Annotated in this window: 19 protein-coding genes and 1 riboswitch; of the genes, 9 read left to right on the plus strand and 10 right to left on the minus strand. The window is 73.1% G+C overall.

Features of this window, described 5'->3' with window-relative positions:
- The first annotated feature begins 47 nt into the window (after positions 1-47).
- Complete coding sequence (locus KJS59_RS14580) at positions 48-875, plus strand: AraC family transcriptional regulator (RefSeq protein WP_213453405.1); 828 nt, start codon at positions 48-50, stop codon at positions 873-875.
- On the opposite strand, the gene KJS59_RS14585 is transcribed toward KJS59_RS14580, so the two are convergent.
- Entirely contained in the window at positions 865-1,626 is a 762-nt protein-coding gene (locus tag KJS59_RS14585) for a class I SAM-dependent methyltransferase (protein ID WP_249714140.1), read from the minus strand. The genes KJS59_RS14580 and KJS59_RS14585 overlap by 11 nt on opposite strands.
- Before the next feature lie 68 nt (positions 1,627-1,694).
- On the opposite strand from KJS59_RS14585, the gene trmB reads away from it, so the two are divergent.
- Together trmB and KJS59_RS14595 are read left to right on the plus strand one after the other, a co-directional pair.
- Positions 1,695-2,309, plus strand: a complete 615-nt coding sequence (gene trmB, locus KJS59_RS14590) for a tRNA (guanosine(46)-N7)-methyltransferase TrmB (RefSeq protein ID WP_213453406.1) — start codon at positions 1,695-1,697, stop codon at positions 2,307-2,309.
- A gap of 7 nt (positions 2,310-2,316) precedes the next feature.
- Positions 2,317-2,973 (plus strand): hypothetical protein, encoded by a 657-nt coding sequence (locus KJS59_RS14595; protein ID WP_213453407.1) that lies wholly within the window; start codon positions 2,317-2,319, stop codon positions 2,971-2,973.
- 237 nt (positions 2,974-3,210) lie between these two features.
- Here the strand turns inward: KJS59_RS14595 and KJS59_RS14600 are convergent, their stop codons facing one another.
- Positions 3,211-3,546, minus strand: a complete 336-nt coding sequence (locus KJS59_RS14600; protein WP_213453408.1) for an SRPBCC family protein — start codon at positions 3,544-3,546, stop codon at positions 3,211-3,213.
- Between the two features lie 87 nt (positions 3,547-3,633).
- Between KJS59_RS14600 and KJS59_RS14605 the strand changes: the two genes are divergently transcribed.
- Both KJS59_RS14605 and KJS59_RS14610 read left to right on the plus strand, forming a co-directional pair.
- On the plus strand, positions 3,634-4,020 hold the full coding sequence (locus KJS59_RS14605) for a hypothetical protein (protein ID WP_213453409.1): 387 nt from the start codon (positions 3,634-3,636) through the stop codon (positions 4,018-4,020).
- Between the two features lie 21 nt (positions 4,021-4,041).
- Positions 4,042-4,362 (plus strand): DUF3817 domain-containing protein, encoded by a 321-nt coding sequence (locus KJS59_RS14610; RefSeq protein ID WP_213453410.1) that lies wholly within the window; start codon positions 4,042-4,044, stop codon positions 4,360-4,362.
- Here KJS59_RS14610 and KJS59_RS14615 read toward each other — a convergent pair.
- Positions 4,351-4,551, minus strand: coding sequence for a DUF397 domain-containing protein (locus KJS59_RS14615; protein ID WP_213453411.1), 201 nt, complete (start codon positions 4,549-4,551; stop codon positions 4,351-4,353). The two genes, KJS59_RS14610 and KJS59_RS14615, sit on opposite strands and share 12 nt — an antisense overlap.
- A 146-nt stretch (positions 4,552-4,697) precedes the next feature.
- On the minus strand, positions 4,698-4,901 hold the full coding sequence (locus KJS59_RS14620) for a DUF397 domain-containing protein (protein WP_213453412.1): 204 nt from the start codon (positions 4,899-4,901) through the stop codon (positions 4,698-4,700).
- Between the two features lie 324 nt (positions 4,902-5,225).
- Here KJS59_RS14620 and KJS59_RS14625 point away from each other — a divergent pair, with 324 nt between their 5' ends.
- Entirely contained in the window at positions 5,226-6,092 is an 867-nt protein-coding gene (locus KJS59_RS14625) for a helix-turn-helix domain-containing protein (RefSeq protein ID WP_213453413.1), read from the plus strand.
- 119 nt (positions 6,093-6,211) lie between these two features.
- On the opposite strand, the gene KJS59_RS14630 is transcribed toward KJS59_RS14625, so the two are convergent.
- Positions 6,212-6,724, minus strand: coding sequence for a DUF6232 family protein (locus KJS59_RS14630; protein ID WP_213453414.1), 513 nt, complete (start codon positions 6,722-6,724; stop codon positions 6,212-6,214).
- A 367-nt stretch (positions 6,725-7,091) separates the two neighbouring features.
- Positions 7,092-9,428, minus strand: a complete 2,337-nt coding sequence (locus tag KJS59_RS14635; RefSeq protein WP_213453415.1) for a PQQ-dependent sugar dehydrogenase — start codon at positions 9,426-9,428, stop codon at positions 7,092-7,094.
- Between the two features lie 329 nt (positions 9,429-9,757).
- Positions 9,758-9,882, plus strand: a riboswitch (cyclic di-AMP (ydaO/yuaA leader).
- An 11-nt stretch (positions 9,883-9,893) separates the two neighbouring features.
- Between KJS59_RS14635 and KJS59_RS14640 the strand changes: the two genes are divergently transcribed.
- Positions 9,894-10,856 (plus strand): C40 family peptidase, encoded by a 963-nt coding sequence (locus KJS59_RS14640; protein WP_213453416.1) that lies wholly within the window; start codon positions 9,894-9,896, stop codon positions 10,854-10,856.
- Positions 10,857-10,931: 75 nt separating this feature from the next.
- On the opposite strand, the gene KJS59_RS14645 is transcribed toward KJS59_RS14640, so the two are convergent.
- From KJS59_RS14645 to KJS59_RS14660, 4 genes are all read right to left on the minus strand, one after another.
- Entirely contained in the window at positions 10,932-11,873 is a 942-nt protein-coding gene (locus KJS59_RS14645; protein ID WP_213453417.1) for a sigma-70 family RNA polymerase sigma factor, read from the minus strand.
- Between the two features lie 445 nt (positions 11,874-12,318).
- A complete protein-coding gene (gene murQ / locus KJS59_RS14650; protein ID WP_249714152.1) occupies positions 12,319-13,218 on the minus strand; it encodes an N-acetylmuramic acid 6-phosphate etherase in 900 nt (299 codons plus the stop codon).
- Between the two features lie 74 nt (positions 13,219-13,292).
- A complete protein-coding gene (locus tag KJS59_RS14655) occupies positions 13,293-14,207 on the minus strand; it encodes a MurR/RpiR family transcriptional regulator (protein ID WP_213453419.1) in 915 nt (304 codons plus the stop codon).
- Positions 14,208-14,293: 86 nt separating this feature from the next.
- A complete protein-coding gene (locus tag KJS59_RS14660) occupies positions 14,294-15,304 on the minus strand; it encodes an NAD-dependent epimerase/dehydratase family protein (RefSeq protein WP_213453420.1) in 1,011 nt (336 codons plus the stop codon).
- Between the two features lie 91 nt (positions 15,305-15,395).
- Between KJS59_RS14660 and KJS59_RS14665 the strand changes: the two genes are divergently transcribed.
- Positions 15,396-16,091 (plus strand): SDR family NAD(P)-dependent oxidoreductase, encoded by a 696-nt coding sequence (locus KJS59_RS14665; protein ID WP_213453421.1) that lies wholly within the window; start codon positions 15,396-15,398, stop codon positions 16,089-16,091.
- A gap of 505 nt (positions 16,092-16,596) precedes the next feature.
- The gene (locus tag KJS59_RS14670; protein ID WP_213453453.1) at positions 16,597-17,313 is read left to right on the plus strand and encodes a SigB/SigF/SigG family RNA polymerase sigma factor; all 717 of its coding nucleotides are present in this window, start codon (positions 16,597-16,599) and stop codon (positions 17,311-17,313) included.
- The last annotated feature ends 25 nt before the right edge of the window (positions 17,314-17,338 follow it).

Genomic DNA, 17,338 nt, shown 5'->3' on the forward strand with positions numbered 1-17,338 from the left:
CGGGCCGTGCGGGGTCTTGAACGGTGGTGCGGTGCGAGGATGGGCCGGTGGACGCGGGTGAGTGGGTGCGCTACCGGCGCTCGCCGGACCGGCCGCTGGAGGCGATGCACGCGCGGTTCGCCAGCCACGTGTACCACCGGCACACGCACGGGACGTACTCGTTCGGGGTGACGGAGGCGGGCGTCCAGGAGTTCACCTGCCGGGGCGGGCGGTACGCCAGCGGGCGGGGCATGGTGATGGCGTTCAACCCGGACGATCCGCACGACGGGCACGCCGGCGACCCGGCCGGGTTCGTCTACCGGATGGTCCACATCGGGCCGGATCTGGTCACCGAGGTGCTGGCGGAGGCCCTGGGCCGCGCCGCCACCCGGCCGCTGTTCTCGGCACCGCTGCTGCGCGACGAGCGGCTCGCCGGCGCGGTGCGGCGGCTGCACGCGGCGCTGATGGGCCCCGCGACGGCGCTGGAGCGGGACGAGCGGCTGACGGCGGCGGTCGCGGCCCTGCACCGGCGGGCCAGCCGACCGGTCCGGGCCGCCGCCGGCCGCCGGGCCGCGTCACGGTCCATCGCGGACACCGTACGGGAGCGGCTGCACGCCGACTTCCTGAGCGACCTGCCCGCCGAGGCGCTGGCCGAGGCGGCGGGTACCAGCCGCTTCGCGGTGTACCGGTCGTTCCGCGCCGCGTACGGCATGTCCCCCAGCGACTACCAGCGCCTCCTGCGCACCCGGGCGGCCCGGGATCTGCTGGCGGCCGGGGTCCCGCCCGCGCGGGTGGCCCCGGAGGCTGGCTTCGCCGACCAGGCGCACCTGAACCGGTGGTTCGTCCGGTACTTCGGCCTGACCCCGGGCGCCTACCGGCGGGCCGTCACCCGGTAACGCGGGTGGCCCGGTAGACCCTCGTCACGTACGGCAGGTCGAACGACTCCCGCCCACGCAGGTCGGGATGGGTGGCCACCAGGTCGCGGGTGGCCCGCTCCACCTCGGCCCGCCGCTCCGGCGAGGCCGTCAGGTAGTACGACCGGGATTTCACCAGCGCGACCAGGCTGTCCACCGTGTGCCGGGTGACGTGCCGGAACTCGGCCCGCTCCGGCGGAGCGAACAGCGGCCCGAAGTCGTCGACCTCGGAGCGCTCGGGCAGCTCGTCCGGGCTGATCACCTGCCACAGCTCGCGGACCCAGGCCACCGAGCCGTCCCGAATGTTCCAGATCGGCGCGAACACCCCGCCCGGAGCGAGCACCCGGGCGATCTCGGCATGCGCCGCCTCCCGGTCGAACCAGTGGTAGGACTGCCCCGCCATGGCGCCGGTGGCGCTGCCGGGTGGCAAGGGAATCCGCTCGGCCGACCCGTCGAGGGCCGTGCTGCCCGGGATCGCCGCCGCCAGACGGGCGCGCATGCCCGGGTCCGGCTCGACGGGTACGGCGTCGTGGCCGAGCCGGGCGATGACCCGGGTGAGCAGACCCGTTCCGGCGCCCAGATCCACCACCCGGCGGCGAGCCGGGCCGAGTGCCCACGCCACCGCCTCCGGCGGGTAGGACGGGCGGATCGAGTCGTACAGGTCGGCGGCGCCGCCGAACGAGAGCCGCTGCACGTCCCGGTCGTTCACCCTGTCGTCCGCCCTGGCGTCCACGTCGCCTCCCGTACGCTTGACCGATCGTGATCGAACATATCCGTACCTACCATCCTCGCCGGGGTCGCATGGGCCCCCACCAGCGGGAGACCATCGAACGGCTGTGGCCGCGCTTCGGTGTACCCCCGGGGCTGGCCGACCCGGCCGCGCCGTTCGACCGGCCGGCGCCCGTCGTACTGGAGATCGGCTTCGGGATGGGCGAGGCGACGGCGGCGATGGCCGAGGCCGACCCCGACCGGAACTACCTGGCGATCGACGTGCACACGCCCGGCGTCGCCGCCCTGCTCGCCCGGGTCGAGGAGCGCGGCCTGACCAACGTCCGGATCGCCACCGAGGACGCGATCGTGCTGGTCCGCCGGCTGCCGCCGCAGAGCCTCGCCGCGGTGCACGCGTTCTTCCCTGACCCGTGGCCCAAGGTCCGGCACCACAAGCGGCGGCTGATCCAGCCCGTGCACGTGGCGCTGCTGCGCTCCCGGCTCACGCCCGGCGGGACGCTGCACTGCGCGACCGACTGGCCCGAGTACGCGGACGCGATGCTGGAGACGCTGACGAGCGATCCGGGCCTGGTCAACGCCCATGACGGGTACGCGCCGCGCCCGGCGCACCGCCCGGTCACCCGATTCGAGCGGCGCGCCCAGGTCGCCGGCCGTCCCGCCCGCGACCTGGTCTTCCACCGTCCATAATCGGCGGATGGCGACCAGTATCCCGGTGTACCTGGAGGTCGGCGCGAAGAAGGTCTTCGCGGTGGCCGTGGAGTGGCCCGGCTGGGCCCGTTCGGGGCGCGGCGAGGAGGCGGCGCTTGAGGCCCTGCTCGCGTACCGCGACCGGTACGCCGAGGTGGTGCGGCTGGCCGGCGCGCGCCCGCCCGGCACGGGGGCGCCGACCGTCGTCGAACGGGTCGAGGGCAACGCCACCACGGACTTCGGCGCCCCCGGCGTGGTCGCCGACGTGGACCGCGAACCGCTCACCGCGGCCCGCGCCCACCGGCTCATCGCACTGCTGCGCGCCGCCTGGCAGACGCTGGACGACACGGCGGCGAGGTCGCCGGCCGCGTTGCGGAAGGGCCCCCGCGGCGGCGGGCGGGACCGGGACAAGATGCTGGCGCACGTGCTCGGCGCGGAGGCGGCGTACGCCCGGACGCTCGGCCTGCGGCACAGGGAACCGGACATCGCCGACCGGGCCGCCATCGAGGCGATGCGGGCGGACATCCTGGCCACCCTCGACCGTTCCTCCACCGGCGAGCCGCTGAAGCCCAAGGGCTGGCCACCGCGGTACGCGCTGCGCCGGATGGCCTGGCACGCGCTGGACCACGCCTGGGAGATGGCGGACCGCAGCGAGCCGGCCTGACCACCGGCCCGGAAAACCACGACGCCGCCCCTCAGCATCGCTGCGGGACGGCGTGGGCGTCGGTGTGCAGGTCGCCTCTCGGCGAGTGGCACGACGCGGCTCCAGCCGGACGGTATTCCGCGAAGGCAGATAGGTGAGGCCCGGGGACACTGGATCACACCGACACGGGGCACAACGGCAGGGGCCCCGCGGGGATTCCACTTTCCGGACGTGGCGCGGGTCACCCGCCCGCGCCGGTCAGCCGGGCGTCAGGTTGTCCGCCACCTCCCGGGCCAGGTTCGCCAGCGCCTCGTCCAGCACGCGCGGCAGCCCGACCCGGGTCCGCTCGCCGAGCGCGTCGTCCAGGGACCACACCACCGAGGCGCCACCGCTGGGCACCTCGCGTACCTGCAGGTACCCGCCCCGGCCGGAGGCGCCGCCGGCGGACCACTCCAGCCGCATCCGCGAGGCGTCGGTCGAGTCCGGTGGGGGCAGCCCGACCGGCAGCCAACCTGAGCGGCGATCGGGATCGGACACCGTGTTGAATACCACCTCGGGAGGGGCCGAGAAGCCCCGTTCCGCCCCATAGCTCATGCGCCGGTGTACCCCCGTACCGGCCGTTTGATGCGTTTACGACACGCCGTCGTAAGAGCGCGCGGCCGCGCCGGTACCCTCGCTGGTATGAGGCGGCTGTTGACCCCGGCGTGGATCGCGCGGCACGTCGCCATGCTCGTGCTGGCCGGCGGCTGCGTCGGGCTCGGCTGGTGGCAGTTCACCCGCGCCTCCGGCGGCAACTCGCTCAGCTGGGCGTACATGTTCGAGTGGCCGGTGTTCGCCGGCTTCGTCGTGTTCCTCTGGTTCCGCGAGGTGCGCCTGGCGCTGCCCGGCGCCCCGCCGCCCGAGCAGGCGCCGGCCCCGAGTACCGCGCGCCGGCCGCTGGTCACCGCCCGGCGCGCCGCCGAACCCACCGACGGCCCCGACGCCGACCCCGAACTCGTCGCCTACAACCGCTACCTGGCCTGGCTCAACGCCAACCCCGGCGCCAGGCCGGCCGACTACCCCGGCTGATTGCCGCAGAAAGGAACCCCGGTGGGCGCTGCCCTGACCCGCTACCGCGCGATCGCCTACGTCGTCGGCGTCGTGCTGATCGTCCTGGTCCTCGTCGGCATGCCGCTGAAATACCTGGGCGGCAACCCCACGATCGTGCAGACCGTCGGCCCGGCGCACGGCTTCCTGTACATCGTCTACCTGGCCGCCGCGTTCGACGTCTCCCGCCGCGCCGGCTGGCCGCTGACCCGGACCGCCCTGATCATGCTCGCCGGGACGATCCCGTTCGTGTCGTTCTACGCCGAGCGGACGGTCACCCGCCTGGTCCGCGAGCCGGAGCCGGCGACCGCCTCACGCGGGTAGCCGGAACTCCCCCGCCGCGACCGCGTCGCAGAACCGCCGCCACTGGACGGCGTTGACCGCCAGCACCGCGGCCGGCTCCCGGGAGTTCCGCACCCGCACGCCCTGCGGCGTCACGGCCACCTCCACGCAGGCGTGCGACTCGCACGCCCGCGCCCGCCGCCAGACCAGGTCACCGTCACCGTCGGCCATGGAGAGCCACCCTTCCGTCGCCTCGGCACGTTACTCAATGTGCCACGCGCCGACCATCGAGTAATCGCACCGGAAACGGCTGCGAGCGCCGCCCGGGACGCTCCCGAACGGCGCTCGCCGGCCGTCTCTTCCGCGGCTTCGCGGCCTCAGTTCGGCCGGTCGAACTCCCCGGCCCGCACCCCGGCGAGAAACGCCCGCCAGGCCGGCGCCTCGAACGTGAGCTGCACCTCCGGCCGGGTGGAGTTACGCAGGCCGGCGTGGGCGCCGAGGTCTGCGAGCTCCAAACAGTTGGAGGACTCGCAGCGCGTGCTCTTGCGCCAGCGGGCTGCGGTGCTGTCGGGCAACGCCATGGATAGCTCCTGAACTGGATCATTCATTGTTCGCGGGCAGGGACGGCACAATCGGTGCCGAACGAGTGCGGATCATAGTATGAATTTGCGGTTGGTGGATCCCATGCGACCGCCCCCGTTACCCCTGCGGCGGAACGCGCCATCGCCCCGTTACCCCTGACCGGACTGAAACACGCGATTTCGGTGCGGGAGACTCCCCTTACCCGTTGCCCGGTTGTGATCGCGACTCCTTCGCCTACCTCCGGCGCTGGCGTATGGTCGAACGAAGCGCGCAAATTGCCAGGTGGCAGTCTGCCCGGTCAGCGCCGGTATGGAGGTTGGGCGATGTCGGCAGTCCAGGGCCCGACGGTTGGCCGGCGCCGCCTGCGCACCGCGCTGCGCCGCGCCAGGGAGGCGGCGAACCTCAAGCAGGAGGCGGTGGCCGCCGCCATGGACTGGTCCCTGTCGAAGCTCATCCGCATCGAGGCGGGCAGCGTCAGCATCTCGACCAACGACGTCAAGGCCCTGCTCCAGTTGTACAAGGTCGCCGACCAGCGCCTCGTGGACGAACTGGTCGGGCTGGCCCGGGTCGCGCGGCGGCGCACCTGGTGGAGCGGCCTGAAGGAGAGCCTGCCGCCCTCGTACGCGTCGTACATCGGCCTGGAGGCGGATGCGACGCGGGTCCGCTACTTCCAGCCGATCAACGTCCCGGGCCTGCTCCAGACCGAGGCGTACGCCCGCGCCATCATGCCGCAGGACGGCCCGCACCGGATAGCCCCGGAGGAGATCGAGACGAAGGTCAACATCCGCCTGACCCGCCAGCGCGAGGTCGTGGGCCGGCCGGATCCCCCGGAGATCCACGCGATCCTCGACGAGGCCGTGCTGCGCCGCGTCACCGGTTCGCCGGCCCTGATGCGCGAACAGCTCAACCACCTGCTGACGATCAGCCACCGGCGGGCGCTGCGCATCCAGGTGTTGCCGTTCCACGCGGGCTACAACTGGGTCAACGGTCCGTTCATCGTGCTCGGCTTCGCCGACCCCACCGTCGACGGGGACGTGGTCTACATCGAGAGCGCCCTTGTCGAGGACGTTATCGACCGGCCGGACGCGATCGCGCCGTACTTGCGGATCTTCGACAAGCTGAGCGCCGAGGCACTGTCGGAGACGGAGTCCCGCAAGCTGATCGAGAAGGTGGCCCAGGAACTGGGCTGAGCGAGGGCGGGCGAGGCCGCCGGCTCGGCGTTGAGCCGGCGGCGGCTCGCCCGCCCGCCTTCCCCGGCCTCGTCCCGGCTGAGGCTCCGGCGAACCGCCGGCGGGGAGGTTCTGTGGCGTTAGCGGGGAATGGAGTTCCATGGGTCCAGGCTCGGCCAGGGGTCGTACGCGGGGCCGAGGCGGGCCTGTTCCCGCGCCCGGACCAGTGCCCGGCAGATCTGGTTGTACTGGCGCTCGCTGTCGCTGACCAGCAGCCGGGTCGCCATGCCCCGGTAGTCCGCCCAGAGTTCGTAGCGACGGGGACGCAGGCGGTGGCCGACGAAGGCCATGGCCAGCGGGACCAGGACGATCGCGCTGGCCGCGACGATGGTGGTGGCGGCGGGCGGCTCCGGGGCCGCACTGGCCAGCACGGTTCCGACGGCGCCGGCGAGGACGACGCTGAGGGCCAGCGAGCGCATCGTCAGCGGGTCGCGGGGTCCGCGGGCGGTGCGCAGCCGGGACAGTTCGGTGATGGCGAAGCGGCGGTCGGCCACGATGAGCCAGCCGCCGGCGACCCTGGGGTGCTGGTTGACCAGCGGCGGAGCCGGTTTGCCCGGCGCTGGTTTGCCTGACGTGGAACGAGTAGCATCCACGATGTGCCTCCATCTGGCTCGTGAGGCGAGCTGAACTGGTGGTCTTTTGATCAGCGCCCCGGCTGCCACCGGGGCGCCGGTCTTTGTGCGTCGCGGCGGCCGCGCCCCGATCCGGCTGGGACGCGTCGACCGGTCCGGCGCTGCCACGCCGGGCCGGCCTCCTGAACGTTCCCTTAGGGAGCGAGGGTCTACTGCCATTGTGCGAAGTGCAAGCTACTTAACGGAAGGGGCGCAATCTGCCAGGTGGCTGATTGGCACGTCGCTAGTAGTGGATTCATCCTGCTTTGGGGGTATGAGCCCCGGCACTCATTCGCGTCTTTCACGCCCGGCGCACGGCGCGAAGCGGATCGACACCCACAGGATCGACTTAGCGGGGCGGAGTACCGGGGTCCGGGCGCGGGATGTCCGCGCACGCGCGCCCGTAGGTGCCGCGGCACTCGTGGTAGGTCGCGGTGACGACGGTGTCCGCCTCGGGCGCCACGATCGTGTGCGTCGGCGCGCCGCCGTCGGACCAGTCCACGAACCGGCGCACGCGACCGTCCACGAGGGTCAGAGTGGTGGGCGCGCTCACCGTGATCGAGGTGCCGACGATGACCGTGCGCATGAACGGGGTCGGCAGGGTCTCCCCGCCGAACGTCAGCGGTGACCCGGCGGGGTCGGCGGTGACGGTCACGTTCACCGTCCGGGGGCTGATCTGCACGCTGGACGCGCTCTGCTGCCCGTCCGAGTCGGTGACCGTCAGGCGCAGTTCGAGGAAGGCCGGGTACTCGTGGTCCGGCGCCACGAAGCTTCCGGAGGAGACACCGATGAACTCCTCGGCGGGGTGCTGATGGCAGGCGCCCCCTGGGTAGCAGTGGTGCAGCACCAGCTGCCAGGTCAACGCCGAGGCCGGCAGGGTGCCGTCCTTGTCGTCCACGCCCCGGCCGGAGAACGTGATCGTCTGCCCGGTGGCCCACGTGTCGGTGGGCACGGGCGAGTCGATGACGGCGGTCGGCTTGCCCGCCGCCACGTCGATGTCCCGCACCGCGATGTCCGGCAACCCCGCCCCGTCCCTGACGCGCAGCGCGGCGTGGTGGACGCCCTGCTCCGCATACACGTGGGTGGCGGTGCGGCCGGTGGCGTCGACCCCGAAGGCGCCGCCCGGGGTGTAGTCGAAGTCCCACTCGTAGGTGAGCAGGTTCTGGTCGGCGGCGTCCGGGTCGACCGATGATCCGGCGTCGAACGCCACCTTCAGCGGCGGGGCGCCCGAGACGGGGGTGGCGGAGAACGCGGCGATCGGCGGCTGGTTGCCCGCGAAGTACCGGAACCGGCGCACGGTGCCGTCCAGGTCCACGTAGTACAGCAGGGTGTCCGGGCCGATCTCCAGGTCGACCGGGCGGGCCGCGGCGGCGAAGGTACTGATCCTGGCCGGGCTGGGCGTGCCGTCCGCGCCGGGCAGCATCGCCCAGATGCACTGGCGGGCGTAGTCGGCGAAGAACAGCGAGTTGCGGTACTCGGCCGGGTACGTGCTCGGGCCGCCCGGGTAGAACGCCAGGCCGCTCACCGACGAGCCGCCGCTCGGGCAGATGTCACCCGCGCGCACCTGGTCCGCGTGCCGGTACGAGAAGTACGGGGCGGTGACCGCATTGGCCTTGTAGAGGTTCTCGCAGATGGTGAGGTCGGCGCCGTCGTATCCGGCCTGCCTGCCGGGGCCCTCGTAGCAGGGCCAGCCGAAATTGGTCACCGTGGTCGGCGGCACCGCGAACCGGTTGATCTCCTCGACCGTGTTCCAGCCGACATCGCCCATCCAGAGTTCCGCGGCCTTCCCGCCGGCCGCCGGGCGCAACGCCATCCGGTACGGGTTGCGCAGCCCGTACGCGACGATGCGGCGCTTCGCCTCGTCGCCGGTGCCCGGGGTGTCCGCCCTGGGCTTGAGCGTGCCCGGGTCCAGGCGCAGCACGGCGCCGTTGTACCCGGTGGGGTCCGTGATCGTGCGCGCGTCTTGGGCGCGCAGCGCGCCGCCCTCCGCGGCCGGGGGCGTGAGCTTCGCGCCGCCGGGCGGATCGTTGCAGGCGTTGCTCTGTCCATAGTCGACCGAGCTGTACGAGGCACCGTCACCGCCGGTGACGTAGAGTGCGCCGTCCGGGCCGAACCGGAGCTCTCCGATCGAGTGGCTTGGGAACTGCTGACACCAGCCGTCGAGCCGCACATCGGTCAGCGTGCCCGTGTTGCCGGACGCCTCGAGCACCGCGAGCCGGCCACTGACCACGCACGTGCCGTCATAGAGGTTGGCGCATTTGTCGTCGGGGTACTTCGGCGCCGTGCCGCCCACGTCGGCGTTGCGGGTGTAGAGCACGTACACCCGGGGGTCCGCGGGGAAGGTGGGCGCGAGCGCCAGGCCGAGCAGGCCCCGGTCGCCGCCGTTGAAGACCTCGGTGCGCAGGTCGGCGAAGACGACCGGCGAGGTGTCGCCCACGCCCGAGAAGACCTTGATGACGCCGCGCTTCTCGGCGACGAAGATGCGCCCGTCCGAGGCGAACTCGAGGTTGGTCGGTGTGTCGAGGCCGGAGAGCACGACCTGCTCGCGGAAGCCCGCCGGCAGGGCCGGGGCCGCCTGGGCCGGCACCGGCCGATGCCGCTGAACCACCACCGCCACTCCCGTGAACGCGGCAGCCAGCACGGCGGCGGCGGCAACACCCCGGATCAGGCGTCGGCTCAGCGACATGTCCATCCTCCCCCGGGGGCATGTCCGATCTGGACGGCTCGGGGAAACTACCCGAACGGGTGGCGCCGCGTCGTCGCCGGAGCGGCGGGTAAGCGCGCACCGAACGGCCAAAAGTCGGCGGCTGTCACCGTGAGGGATCAGAGTAGACACCGAGTGTGATGGGGACATTTATCTGATGCCGGTCTCTTGCCGCCAATCGGACCGGTCAACCGATGCGGACCCGGGAAGGGGGCGTTAGGTTGGGTGACGCGAGTCCGGTCCCCAGTCACGTACGGAGTGGCGCCGGTCCCGCGCCGCCGAATCAGCGGCCGGCACCCGCGGTGTCCACACCGCACGCGACGCCGGCCACGAACCGGGGACCCATCGTTCCACCGGGGTGAATCCGCGCCAGCGGTAGGGCGTTCTTCCCGCCCGAACCCGTCAGCTAACCCGGTAGGCGGCCACGGGAAGAAGGAGTAACGCCTCGTGCCATCCGCGCGCAGGCTGCTCCGCGCGCTCGTCGTCACGAGCGTCGCGGCCGGCCTGATCGTGCCCGGGACGGTCGCGTACGCCGCGCCGTCCCCCGCCGAGATCCAGCAGCAGATCACCAAGTCCTCCACCGAGTTGGAGGGCGTGGTCGAGCAGTACAACAAGCTGACCGAGCAGCTCAAGCAGACCAAGTCGGCGATCGCCGACCTGACCGCCAAGCTCGGGCCGCTCCAGCAGCGGGTGAATGCCGCGCAGGCCGACGTGGCGGAGATCGCCGCGCGGGCCTACAAGACCGGTGACCTCAGCGCGGTCAACGCGCTGCTGTCCAGCGGCTCGGCCGAGGGGCTCCTCGGCCGCATCGGCTACCTCGACCGCCTCGCGCACGACCGGCAGAAGACGATCACCGCGTACTCGTCCACCGAGGCGCGCTTCACCGCCGAGCGGGACCGGCTGGCCGGCGTGCAGGCCCGCCAGGACGCGCAGATCAAGCAGTTGGCCACCCGTAAGGCGAGCATCGAGAAGGAGATCAAGCGTCTCGGGGACCTGCGCCGCAAGCTGTACGGTTCGGCCACCGAGTCCGGCTCCCGGTACACCGGGAGCATCCCGAAGATCGCCGGCAGCGCCGGAGTGGCGGTCACGTACGCGTACAACGCGATCGGCAAGCCCTACGGCTGGGCGCAGGACGGGCCCAACTCGTACGACTGCTCCGGGCTCACCATGGCCGCCTGGCGGGCCGCCGGGCACTCGCTGCCGCACAACGCGGCGATGCAGTGGAACACGGTCGCCCACATCGGTCGCGGCTCGCTGCTCCCGGGCGACCTGGTGTTCTACAACGGCCTCGGGCACGTCGCCCTGTACGTGGGCAGCGGGAAGGTCATCCACGCGCCGACCTACGGCGAGACCGTGAAGCTCGCCTCGGTCGACATGATGCCGCCATACGGCTACGGCCGGGTGCGCTGACCCAGCGGCAGGAAGGCGTCGAGGCCGGCACCCGAGCGGTGCCGGCCTCGCGCCGTTTATGTGTGTGAGCTGCCGTTACGCGGCCTGCAGACCCTCGGCCCGGGCCAGCTCGCGCAGCCGGCCAAGCGCCTGGATCTCCAACTGGCGGATCCGCTCCCGGGAGAGCGAGAACCGCGACGCCACCTCGGTCAGCGAGTGCTCGCGGCCGTCCTCCAGGCCGTACCGGGCCCGCATGATGCCGGCCGACCGGTCGTCCAGGTGGTTGAGCAGCCCCTCGATGCGCTGCCGCTCCAGGGCCGAGAGCACGACCTCCTCCGGCGACGGCTCGTCGCGGTCCGCGACCAGGTCGCCGAGGTTGGTGTCGCCGTCGTCGCCGACCGGCGTGTCCAGCGACACGGTGTCCTGCGACCAGCGGATCAGCTCGTTGACCCGCTCCACCGGCACGTTCAGCGCCGCGGCGATCTGCTCCGGCTCCGGCTCGCTGCCCAGCTCGCGGGTGAGCTGCCGGGCCGCGCTGCGCATCCGGTTCACGTCCTCCACCAGGTGCACCGGCAGCCGCACGGTGCGCTCCTGCTGGGCGATCGCCCGGCTGATGGCCTGGCGGATCCACCACGTGGCGTAGGTCGAGAACTTGTAGCCGCGCTCGTAGTCGAACTTCTCCACCGCGCGGACCAGGCCCGTGTTGCCCTCCTGGATCAGGTCCAGCATCGGCATGCCGGACCGCACGTAGCGCCGCGCGATCGACACGACCAGCCGCAGGTTCGCCCGGATGAACAGGTCCTTGGCCCGCTCGCCCTCGGCGACCAGCCACTCCAGTTCGTCCCGGCCCACGCCCTCGGGGAGCCGATCCGCGTCGAGCAGGTGCTCGGCGTACAGGCCCGCCTCGATGGCCTTGGAGAGGTCAACCTCCTGGGCGGCGTCGAGCAGCGGTGTCCGGGAGATCTCGTGCAGGTAGACTCCGACCAGGTCGCGCTCCTCGGCGACTTCGTCGGTCCGCATCACCGTGTTCTCCTTCATATCGGCCCCTCCCCCGTCTCTATCCGCTCTCGTCGGCCGGGTTGCGACCGGGTTGACGGATATCTCGCGCTGTTCATCTGAACAACAGATGACGTGGCACCGAGATTCCGCGGTGCGAGACGAAACTGTCACGACTGCCTGTGTGGTTGCTGTGAGCTCCCACTGCCGGGGGATTCGCGGCCGCGGTCATCGTGGCTGGCGATCGGGGTATCCGGGCTGCTCCGCCCGGTAGTCGCGCCCTGGTTCCATGACCGTAACCGTTTCCTGCCCGTCCCACTGCGATCTGTGTCACTGCGTGAGCACGGTCGCTTTCCCTCACATACGCACGTCAACGGCTCTTGGTTCACGATTCCCCGGATCGGGGGTGACCATGCGCCGCGCCAGCCGGTCGCACGTCCCGCACGCGGTGCTTTCCGGGGCGGCGGGCCGGCGCCGCGCCCGGGGCTCAACCGGCGAGCAGCGCCAGGGCGCCGCGCACCTGGTCGTCGGCGCGAGCCAGGGCGGCGCGGGCCTCGGCGACCGCCGCGCCGGACAGCAGCGACACCAGGGCCGCCTTCAGATCGCCGTCGGCGCGCAGCAGCGCCTCCCGGCAGGCGCGCTCGCCCGCGCCGGTCGCCTCCATCAGGATGGCGATCATCCGGCCGCGCAGCTTCGCGTTGGTCGCCACCACGGCCACCATGAAGTTCGAGTAGACCCGGCCGAGGCGGACCATCACGGCGGTGCTGAACGCGTTGAGCACCAGTTTCTGCGCGGTGGCGGCCTTCATCCGGGTGGAGCCGGTGACCACCTCCGGGCCGGTCGCCACGCCGATGAACACGTCGACCTCGCCGGCCGCGGCCGCCGTCGGGTCGGCGGCGACCAGGGCGGTGCGGGCGCCCGCGACGCGCGCGGCGCGCAGGGCGCCCAGCACGTACGGGGTGCGCCCGCTGGCGGCCAGCCCGATCACCAGGTCGCCGGCGGCGACGCACTCGGCGGCCTCGGCGGCGCCCGCGGACTCGTCGTCCTCGGCGTCCTCGACCGCCCGGGACATCGCCTCCGGACCGCCGGCGAGGTGTGCGCAGAACCACCCGGGCGGGGTGTTGAAGGTGGGCGGCAGCTCGGCCGCGTCGAGCACGCCGAGGCGCCCCGAGGTACCGGCGCCGAAGTAGTGCACCCGGCGGCCGGCGCGCAGCGCGGCGACCCCGAACTCCACCGCGTCGACCACCCGGTCCAGCACGGCGGTGACCGCGTCCGGCACGGTCCGGTCCTGCGCGTTGATGAGGCGGACCACGTCCCGGGTGGACATCAGGTCCAGGTCCCGGGTCTGCGGGTTGGACCGCTCCGTCGGGGAGGTGACGAGAACCACCGGCGGTTGCGGCGACCCCGCGCCGGTGTCCGGTCGCGGGGTCGGAGTCGTGGCGGGGCCGCTGCCTGCCCCGGTCATCCGCGCCGCCGCCCGCCCGGGAGCCGGTGACCCCGCACCGCCTCGGCGGTGATCTCGATGGCCTTGCGGGCCCGGGCCCGGTTCCGCGCCGCCACACCGACGAACAGGCAGTCGATCACGGTGAGCTGGGCCAGCCGGCTGGCCATCGCGCCGGACCGGTACGTGGTCTCCCGGGCCGCCGTGGTCAGCACGTGGTCGGCGACCTCGGTGATCGGCGAGCGCGGGAAGTTGGTCAGCGCGACCGTGGTGGCGCCGCGCAGCCGGGCCTGCTCCAGCACCTCCACGGTGTCCGCGGTGGTGCCGGTGTGCGAGATCCCGATGGCCACGTCGCCGCGGCTCAGCAGGGCGGTGGAGGTCAGCGCGGTGTGCACGTCGGGCCAGTAGAAAGCGGTACGCCCGATGCGGTGCAGCTTCTGCTGGAAGTCGGAGGCGACGAAGCCGCTGGCGCCGGCGCCGTACACCTCGACCCGCCCGGCCTGGGTGATGGCCTCCACCACCCGCTCGCAGACCGCCGGGTCCAGCTGCTCGGCGGTCTCCTCGACCGCGCGGGCGTCGTTGAAGGCGATCGTGGCGATGATCTGGGCGAGGTCCGCGCCGGGTGGGATGTCGCCGCCGACCACCCGGGCGTCCGGCGGCTCCACCCGGCGGGCCGCCTCGGCCGCGAGCCGGATGCGCAGTTGCGGGTACCCCTGCATGCCCACGGACCGGCAGAACCGGATGACCGTGGCCTCGGAGGTCTCGGCGGCGGTGGCGAGGTCGGTGATGGTGCGGCGGGCGGCGTCGGCCGGGTCCGCGATCACCAGCCGCGCCACCCGCTGCTCGGCCGGGGAGAGCGACGGGAGCAGGCCGCTGATGTGGACGATCAGCCCGCCCGCGTCCCGGTTCGCGGAAACCTTCGCCGTTTTCACCACGGATGAAACTTACTTTCAGCACGCCCGAGCGTCAACTGGCGCCCGATAGCTAGGAAGGCCAGCCGCCGGCGGTGTGACGAGCGCGTTCACGACTGGTGAGCATGCCATTCCGCCAGCACTTTCGCCTCGTCCTCGGCCGAAAGGCCGGCCCGTTCCAGACCCTCCGGATGATCGGCCAGCCAGGCCAGCGTGTCCCGGGCACTGTCCGACACCGGACGGGTGGTCAACCCCGCGGCGAGCGCGGCCGAGGCGTCCCGGGTCAGGAAACCGCCGTACTCGGGCAGCGGCAGCCACAGCGGCAGCGAGCGGGGACCGGCCCACGGGTTCACCGCCTGCTCCGCCAGGAACGCCTGCGGTACCCAGGTGAGCCGCGGCTGCTCCCGCTCGCCGCGGACGCCGGCCGCCACCCCGGCCAGGAACTCGGCCCGCGGCACGGGCGCCCCGACCACGTCGAAGACGCCGGCCAACCGGCGCTGCGCGGCGGCGATCAGGAAGGCCGCCACATCCCGCGCGTCGATCCACTGCACCGGGTCGGCCGGGTCGCCCGGCGCCAGCACCTCGCCGCCCCGGGCGAGCCGGTCCGGCCAGTACGCGAACCGGCCGCTCGGGTCCCGCGGGCCGACGAGCAGGCCGACCCGGGCGATCAGGGCGGGCACCCCGGACGCCAGGACGCTGCGCTCGCAGGCCACCTTGGCGGGACCGTAGTTCTCCAGTTCCAGCGCGACGTCGTCCTTCTCGGCGGGGAGCGGCTCGCGCAGCGGGGCGGTCCCCGCCCGCTGGCCGGGCGTGCTGTCGTCGGCGTAGACGTTGCCGGTCGACACGAACCCCCAGTGGCCGACCCGCCCCGCCAGCGCCGCCACGGCGCGGCGGACGTGCAGCGGGTGGCGGGAGACGTCCACCACGGCGTCGTACTGGCCACCGTCGAGGACGGCCAGGCCATCGGGATCATCCCGGTCGACCGGGACGAGCTGGGCGCCGGGCGGCACCGAACCGGACCGGCCCCGCGCGGCGCAGATCACTTCGTGGCCGGCGGACAGGGCGTGGGTTGCGACGGCCCGCCCGAGGAAGGCGGTCCCGCCGAGGATGAGAAGGCGCATGCAGGGGATCGTGCCCCGGCGGCGGGCCGCCGCATACGCCCGTTCACCCTCAGCGGACGGGTTACGCCCAGGGCGAAGTACCGTGTCCGGCATGGCCGATCGCACCGCACTGGTCACGGGCGCCACCGGCGGGCTGGGCGGCGCCGTCGCCGCGGCCTTCGCCGAAGCCGGCTGGCGGGTCGTCGCTCCCGCGCGCCGCACCGCACGGACCACCGCCGTCGCCGGGCTGACCCGCGCCGAGGTCGTCGAGGCGGACCTCGCCGACCCCGCGGCGGTCCGGGCGGCCGTGGAGGTCGCCGCCGGTCACCCCGGCGCCCCGCTCCGCGCCGTCGTGAACCTGGTCGGCGGGTACGCCGCCGGCGGGCTGGTACACGAGACGCCGGTCGAGGAGTTCGACCGGATGCTGGCCCTCAACCTGCGCCCCACGTACCTGGTGACCCAGGCGTCCCTCCCGCACCTCGTGGCGGCCGGCGGCGGCTCGGTGGTGTGCGTGTCGTCCCGGGCCGCGGTGGCGCCGTTCGCCGGCGCGGCGGGGTACGCGACCGCCAAGGCGGCCGTGCTGGCCTTCGCCAACGCGGTGGCGGTCGAGTACGGGGCGGCGGGGGTGCGCTGCAACACGGTCCTCCCCAGCGTCGTCGACACCCCGGCGAACCGGGCGGCGCTGCCCGACGCGGACCACTCCCGCTGGGTCCCACCGGCCGACCTGGCGGCGCTGATCCTGTTCCTGGCCGGCGACGAATCCCGGCCGACCAGCGGCGCGGCGATCCCGGCGTACGGGCGGGCCTGAGCCGAAGTCCCAGGAAACTGCCAGCACCATTCCCCCGAACGGGTGGCCCCCTGCCCACCGAACGGTCTACGGTGGGGAGAAATACGGCCGACGCGCACCCCATGCCCGGCCGATGTCCGGTGGCGGGCGGCGCCCGAAGACCCCCGCCGCGCTCCGCAGACCACCGTCTCCGGCCGGACAGAACCACATCACCAGCGAAGCCGGGACCGCACCACCCGCGAGGCCGCGAGCGCACCGCGTACGACAGGACGCACCGCGCGCGAGGGACGTGGCCTTACGTCGCGCGACACACCGGCCAACCCGTGCCGGTGCCCGCGCGATCACGTGAGGAGGTACCACCGTGACCGCGACGATCGCCCAACGTACCGAGATCCAGCGCACCGAGCCCCCACGGACACAGCCCCCACGGACACAGCCCGCCGAGACCCTGCGCAGGGGGACCGGGCGCACCGGTCGAATCCGGGAGAACCGGGGCACCGACCGGGGCACGGACCTGGTCGTGGCCATGGCCGCCCTGCCGGCCGGTCACCCGGAACGGGCGGCCCTGCGTGCCCGGGCCATCGAATCCTGGCTGCCCCTGGCCCAGCACCTGGCGAACCGGTTCGGGGGCCGCGGCGAGCCGGTCGAGGACCTGTTCCAGACCGCCAGCGTCGGCCTGATCAAGGCGGTCGACAAGTACGACCCGGGGCGCGGGGTGGACTTCGCGGCGTACGCGATCCCCACGGTGCTCGGCGAGATCAAGCGCCACTTCCGCGACCGGACGTGGGACATCCGGGTCCCCCGGCGGCTTCAGGAACTGCGGCTGAGCCTGTCCGAGGCCAGCGCCGACCTCCAGCAGCGGCTGGGCCGCTCCCCCACCGTCCGCGACCTGGCCGACCACCTCGGCATCACCGAGGACGAGGTGATCGAGGGGCTGGAGGGCGCCCGCGCCTACAACGCGGTGTCGCTGTCCACGCCCACCGCCGACAGCGACGGCGAGCGCGGCGCCGAACTCGGCGATCTGATCGGCCGGGCCGACGACGGCTACGAGCTGACCGAACTGCGGCTCGCCCTGGGCCCGGCGCTGGCCGCCCTGGACGACCGCGAACAGCGCATCCTCACCCTGCGCTTCTTCGGCAACATGACCCAGTCGCAGATCGCCGCCGAGATCGGCGTATCCCAGATGCACGTGTCCCGGCTGCTCTCCCGGGCCCTGGCGAGGTTGCGCGGGCAGCTCGCCTGACCCGTGTGAAGGCCGGGGCGGAAGG

The organism is Rhizomonospora bruguierae (assembly GCF_018397995.1).
GTDB classification, from domain to species: Bacteria; Actinomycetota; Actinomycetes; order Mycobacteriales; family Micromonosporaceae; genus Rhizomonospora; species Rhizomonospora bruguierae.

Excerpts from the sequence above, each read along its gene's own strand:
- KJS59_RS14635 (WP_213453415.1), bottom strand. The coding sequence starts at position 9,428 with ATGTCGCTGAGCCGACGCCTGATCCGGGGTGTTGCCGCCGCCGCCGTG.
- KJS59_RS14615 (WP_213453411.1), bottom strand. The coding sequence starts at position 4,551 with ATGGCCGACGGTGACGGTGACCTGGTCTGGCGGCGGGCGCGGGCGTGC.
- KJS59_RS14620 (WP_213453412.1), bottom strand. The coding sequence starts at position 4,901 with ATGGCGTTGCCCGACAGCACCGCAGCCCGCTGGCGCAAGAGCACGCGC.
- KJS59_RS14600 (WP_213453408.1), bottom strand. The coding sequence starts at position 3,546 with ATGAGCTATGGGGCGGAACGGGGCTTCTCGGCCCCTCCCGAGGTGGTA.
- KJS59_RS14625 (WP_213453413.1), top strand. The coding sequence starts at position 5,226 with ATGTCGGCAGTCCAGGGCCCGACGGTTGGCCGGCGCCGCCTGCGCACC.
- KJS59_RS14605 (WP_213453409.1), top strand. The coding sequence starts at position 3,634 with ATGAGGCGGCTGTTGACCCCGGCGTGGATCGCGCGGCACGTCGCCATG.
- KJS59_RS14595 (WP_213453407.1), top strand. The coding sequence starts at position 2,317 with ATGGCGACCAGTATCCCGGTGTACCTGGAGGTCGGCGCGAAGAAGGTC.
- KJS59_RS14645 (WP_213453417.1), bottom strand. The coding sequence starts at position 11,873 with ATGAAGGAGAACACGGTGATGCGGACCGACGAAGTCGCCGAGGAGCGC.
- KJS59_RS14670 (WP_213453453.1), top strand. The coding sequence starts at position 16,597 with ATGGCCGCCCTGCCGGCCGGTCACCCGGAACGGGCGGCCCTGCGTGCC.
- KJS59_RS14665 (WP_213453421.1), top strand. The coding sequence starts at position 15,396 with ATGGCCGATCGCACCGCACTGGTCACGGGCGCCACCGGCGGGCTGGGC.
- trmB (WP_213453406.1), top strand. The coding sequence starts at position 1,695 with ATGGGCCCCCACCAGCGGGAGACCATCGAACGGCTGTGGCCGCGCTTC.
- KJS59_RS14660 (WP_213453420.1), bottom strand. The coding sequence starts at position 15,304 with ATGCGCCTTCTCATCCTCGGCGGGACCGCCTTCCTCGGGCGGGCCGTC.